Source organism: Bacteroidota bacterium (genome assembly GCA_030706565.1).
Taxonomy (GTDB): Bacteria; Bacteroidota; Bacteroidia; order Bacteroidales; family JAUZOH01; genus JAUZOH01.
In genome coordinates this window covers 1-5833 of sequence record JAUZOH010000241.1, presented here as the reverse complement: position 1 = coordinate 5833, position 5833 = coordinate 1, and the positions used below count along the sequence as shown (strand labels likewise).

Annotated in this window: 3 protein-coding genes; all 3 read right to left on the bottom strand. The window is 40.9% G+C overall.

Translation table 11 applies throughout. The features are described from left to right. Positions 1–963: TolC family protein (locus Q8907_11660; GenBank protein MDP4274924.1), on the bottom strand; the 963-nt coding region annotated here is incomplete at its 3' end. Between the two features lie 319 nt (positions 964–1282). Continuing rightward, positions 1283–3148: a family 43 glycosylhydrolase gene (locus tag Q8907_11655; protein ID MDP4274923.1), complete on the bottom strand. Its 1866-nt coding sequence runs from the start codon at positions 3146–3148 to the stop codon at positions 1283–1285. A gap of 80 nt (positions 3149–3228) precedes the next feature. Continuing rightward, positions 3229–5793: an alpha-L-arabinofuranosidase C-terminal domain-containing protein gene (locus tag Q8907_11650; protein ID MDP4274922.1), complete on the bottom strand. Its 2565-nt coding sequence runs from the start codon at positions 5791–5793 to the stop codon at positions 3229–3231. Positions 5794–5833 lie beyond the last annotated feature (40 nt).

Genomic DNA, 5833 nt, shown 5'->3' with positions numbered 1-5833 from the left:
AAGTATTTTTGAATTTTTAATATTACCCTGGTTACGATTGAAAATAGGAATTGCAAAACCTACGCTTACTTCACTAAAATTGGAGACAAAACCGCCATGCCTGTCGAAGCCTGCCCCCAGGGTAATGTCAGGCACAGCCAATGCTTTCTGATAATCAAGATTTTGCTGGCTTAATGTCACATTGTCCTGAGCAATCAACAGGTCCGTCCGGTTTTGATAAGCCGAATCCAATAATGATTTTAAGGTATATTCGAACGGACTTTCTTTAGCAATTTCCGGATCAACAAAGGGTTGGATATAAGTTTTCGAAGGCAACTGCAATACAAGCCTGGTCTGACTTTGCAGATCGTTTATGTTTTCAATCAGATTCTGGTATTCACTTTTTAAAGAATATAGCTGAGCCTGAACCAGAACCAAATCCGATTTTGAAACATATCCCTTATCTTTTACCTTGTCGTAAGAATTTACGACATTTTGCAAAGCGGTAATTTCCTGGTCATAAACTTTTGAGGTCTGTTGCAGGTAATAAATATTATAAAAGTTGCTTCGCAAAGCAAATTTTAAGGTCCTCAACAAATCATAAAAATTATCTTCGGCCAGTTTGTAATTTGTTTCAGCAATTTTTGTCTGTTTCTTGATTTTATGCGAAAGGACAATTAATTGTGACAATTGGTAAGCCTGTTCCCCGTTTTGATAATCCTGCTCGAACCACTTTTTTGTCACAGGGTTATAAGCGCCTTGCACCAGATTGATTTCCAGGTTGGGATAAAGTTTTGCCTGTAGAATAAGCGCCTTGTTTGCATCAATATTATATTTCTGGGCCAGCAAAGATAAATTTTGGCTGATAAAAGTATTTTCTGCCTGTTTCAGGGTAAGTTTTAAAGTATCCTTAGAACTTTCCTGGCCAAAAAGATTGAAAGTCAACAGCAACAATGAGCATAACGATAATCTCCGGAATAACATTACTATCTTATTTTTAACGCAAAGTTATTCCCGGCATCTTAGACTGAATTTAAAATGATATTAGAATGAGATTAGAAAACACAAAAAATCAAAGTCTTGAATTTTCACCGAAAAATAAAATAGTGAACCTTATGGACTTTGTGGTCTGAGGTAGTTTGAGGTAGTTTGAGGTAGTTTGAGGTAGTTTGATATAGTTTGAGGTGGTTTGATATAGTTTGATATAGTTTGACCACGAATGGCACAAAGTTCACAGAGAATACAAGTTAATTGTAATCCTTGTGAACTTTGTGGTTTGATATTTTATTACAGGTAAAGCAGATTATTTAATCGCACTAATCCCTTTATGCGTAGGTTTCACCTGCTTTATGGTTCCATCTTCATTAAATTCCATTTTATCAATGCACACTTCCCTGTAAAATCCGGCAGGCATGCCCATTTTCACCCCGTTGGGATAACTGAAACGGTGATAAACGATATACCACTGATCTTTCCCGGGTATCTGCAAAACAGAATTATGGCCGGTTCCATAAATATGTTGTGCCGTATCCTTTGCTATTACAAGATTATTGGCAGGTATTGAAATTGGCCCGGTCGGAGAATCGGACATCCCGTATTTTACGCAATAATTCTCACTACGGGTATCATTTTCTGACCAGAGGTAATAGTATTTCCCGTTACGGTAAAAAACATAAGTGGCTTCACCAAAGGATCTGGCAGGAGTAAGGACTTTCACCGTATTTTCCTTTATGGACAACATATCTTTATTTAACTCAGCAACTGCCATGTATGTATTGCCCCAGTATAGATAATTTTTCCCGGTTTTAGGATCCATAAATACATCAGGGTCTATTTCCTGCCCGCGTGTCTGGCCTGCAGGCTTCCTGTCCACAACAGGACGGCCGGAATCCTTAAATGGCCCTGCAGGATTATCGGAAACCGCCACACCGACTTTCTTATCGGCAACGAAATAATAGAAATACTTATATTTCCCGTTGATTTTCTTCTCAATGATACAGGGAGCCCAGGCATATTTCTTGCCCCAGGAAACATCCTTTTTCAGGTCAAGAATAACGCCTTCATCTCTCCAATCCTTTAAATTTAAAGAAGAAAATGCTTTGAAATAAGTTCCGCTCCATCCGTCAAAACCGTCGCTGGTGGGATAGATATAATATTTTTTTGTTTTATTTGAGTAGAGGACCTCCGGGTCAGCATAAAAACCTTCCAGAACCGGATTATTGTTGATTTCCGGATAACCGGCCGGCATACCCCATTTTGCGACCAATGCTTTCAACTCATTTTTGGTGATGGCCATAACCGTCCCGTGGCGGGGATGAAAATTCATGGAAATCTGATTGTCCACTACTTTAAAACTGTCGAGGGTCGTACTTTGGGTAAACTGATATTTACCTTTCATGTAAACATCGTACATCAAAATATATTTATTGCTGTTGGAAAGCTTAAACACGCAGGAACCTTCAACAGCATCCTTTGTCTGCTGCATATAATCCGGCATTTCGTCCCATTTGCCGGATGTCACCGAAGAAGTAACGGCTTGTTTGATACCGTTTCCATACCCTTCTGTTTTATAAAAGAGATGATAAACGCCATCTTTTAAAATAATATCTGCATCGATGCAGGATTTTCCGTTTGAAGGGAAAAATAATTGTTTAGGCTTACCTTCCAGATCAGTAAAATCAGGATTTGCATACGCATAATAAATTTTATCGGGATTATCCCCGTTTTTCATAGCCCAGTATATCATGTACTTCCCGGCAGCAGCATCATAAATGGTTTGAGGAGCCCAAACCCTCTTAAGGTCTTCATTCCCCGGATATTTTTTTTGAATATTGACCACAGTTGACGACCAGTTGACCAAATCGGTAGATTTTAAAAGTACCATAGCCCGGTTGGAATCCCAGCCCTTGTTTGAGGTCATATCGGTAGCAACCATATAAAAGGTTTTGCCGTCCTGGCCGCGAAGAATATGAGGATCGCGTATGCCGCCCGTCGAACTGATTTTCCTGGAATCAAGTACAGGCTGATTGTTGTTCAGGGCTAAATAATTATACCCATCCTTGCTGATTGCAAAATGAACGGATTCGTCTTCAACATTATTTCCCGTGAAATAAACGAAAAGATAAGCGACCTGGTCTTTTTCAGCAACTTCAGGTGGAACCTGAGCCATCAAATTGGGGAAAAAAGACCAGCAAAATGCCAAAGCCCCAAAAATCAATTTATGAAATCTTGTTTTCATGTATCTAGTATTTATTGGTTGTGTATCCGGATTAAAGTAAAGGAGTACGCAGGCAATGAACAGTTGAAATTTTCGCCCACAGAGATGTTTTCTACCAGAGGCTTCACATTTTTATCAACCGGCCTGCCGGATAGTACGGTTTTTGTTGCCGTAGAATCGATTGCGCCCACCCCTTTCAGATTAACATCAGTATTTACCGCAACCGGCAGCAGATTGACCAGTTTGACGATAAGATCATTGGTTTTGCTGTCACGGACAACCGAAACGGCTACGCGCTTCCTGGCATCTGTCTTATCGGTCGAAAGTCTTAAATTACTTTCCAGGTAAGTATCCCCGGAATTGTTCCCGTAAAGCTTTTGAACTTCGTAGTTAACCGTGGGCTTCACTTCTGTATTGTTGAAATAAATCAGATCAGGGTTCCATTGGGTATGCTTTTCCCTTGCCAGTAAAGGAGCATACGAGGCCATTTTGACTACATCGCCATTGCGTTCGACAGAGGCAAGATAAAGCGCTTCGGTTAAAGCATTGAATAAAGTATTGCCCCATGAAGCATATTCGCCAAGATAAACCTTTGGCTTTGAACGATCGTACTTGTCGTAAAAATCCTGATTGTTAATAAACCAGCCCACCGGCTGATAATAATGTTCATCAACAACCGGGACATTCAGCTTTGAAGCAATGTTCCAGCCTTCCGTGTAGTCGGTTCCTTCACAAAACGGCCCGACAGTCCCGATTACGGTAATTTCCGGGTGTTTTTCCTTGATAGCCTTATAAATCATGGTAAACCTTTCTTCAAAAATATCGGTAATAAGGTCTTCATTGCCAATTCCAATATATTTCAGGTTGAAAGGCTTGGGATGACCTGCCTCAGCCCTGAGTTTTCCCCATTTCGTATGTACATCGCCATTGGCCCATTCAATGAGGTCAAGGATATCCTGCACATAGCTATCCATCTCAGACATGGGAATTCCGCCTTGCTGTCCGGCCCCGCCTGTTGATGAATTCTGGCAGGGAACACCGGCTGCAATTACTGGTACAGGTTCTGTCCCAATGTCTTCACAAAACTGGAAATACTCAAAATAACCCAATCCCGCGCTTTGATGATATCCCCAGAGATTACGCTGTGGCTTGCGGGCTTCCAGCGGGCCGATAGTATTCTTCCATCTGTAAATATTACCCAGTCCGTCGCCATGGGATACACAACCGCCGGGAAAACGCATAAAACGGGGATGAATATCAGCCAAAACCTGGGCCAAATCAGAACGCAAACCGTTTTTATGCCCTCTAAATGTTTTTTGCGGGAACAGCGAAATCATATCCAGATCAACACGGCCGTCAGATTGCGGGACAATTTCAAGCCGTGCATCGGCTACAGTTTTATTAGCAACCAATACAGAACTGAACTTTTTCCATTTGGCAGAAGTTACATTCACAGTAGCTTGCCCATATATCTCGCCTTTTGACCCGATCAGACGGATCACTAATTTTTCGTTTTTCGCATCAGCCCTGCGGGCGAAGAGCGAAAAATCATATTTATCCCCTTCTTTCAGGGCAATGCCGTCAAATCCTTCGTTCACCAAGCCAGTTCCTGTCTTTTTAATATCCAGAGCCGCATAATGCTTGTTGTTGGGATGAATTGGAGACACGGAATCAATGGTAAAAGAACCTTCTTTTCCATTTAAACTCCAGGCTTTATAACTGTTCCAGCTTTTATCATTACCTTTTTTATCGCCAGGCATATATTCAAAATCCCTGTTCTGGATCAATTCGGCATACAAACCGCCATCAGCAGCATAATTGATATCTTCGAAAAAAATGCCGGTAAGCATATCGCTAATCTTCTTTGGTTTTGAGGCATCAACTGTTATGGTTGCACTTAATGGCTTGAATGAAGTAAATCGTATAGAATCCCCCGTGGGATTTTCACTGTTCAACTGGCTATTGTAAATATCCAATTGTTGCTTTTGGATTAAACCTTCGATAATTTCCCAGGGTACTTTGTGGACAATACCGGTTTCAACCCTTTCTCCAATGGAAATATTTACTCTGGCATTCAAACGATTGGCTTGTAAAAATAATTTTGCAGGTGTATAATTTTTGAAGTCTTTAGTCGTGACACTTGAAATTTCATTATCTCCGGTATTTGTGCTAATCCATGAAATGGTATAGTAACCGTTATTTTTATCACAGGAGACTTCGGGCATCAGGCAATTCCTTTCCTTTGAAACAACCGGATATGATTGCCTGCCCCAATACAAAAGGTCTTTAGAATCAGCGTGGGCAAAAACCCCGTCTCTTTCGTTCAGGCTCCAAACACAATGCCATAAACCGGAACTATCCTGAAAAAGAAAAGGATCAACCATACGTTTCTCAGATCCCCAGGCGCCATAATCACTTTTGAGAAAACTATATTCAGGACCAATGGCAGTCCAGTGCCTGCGGTCGATACTCCAGGCAAAATGTAAGCCATTGTGGCCGGCATTTTTCGTAGAGGCATACGAAAAAAGGTAAGCCGAATCCGGTTGGTTCAGCATATTGGCAGATGATAAGGTATTATTAGTCAACAAAACCATCATACTCAAAACAATAAGAGTCACTCTCATGTTGCTTAATTTT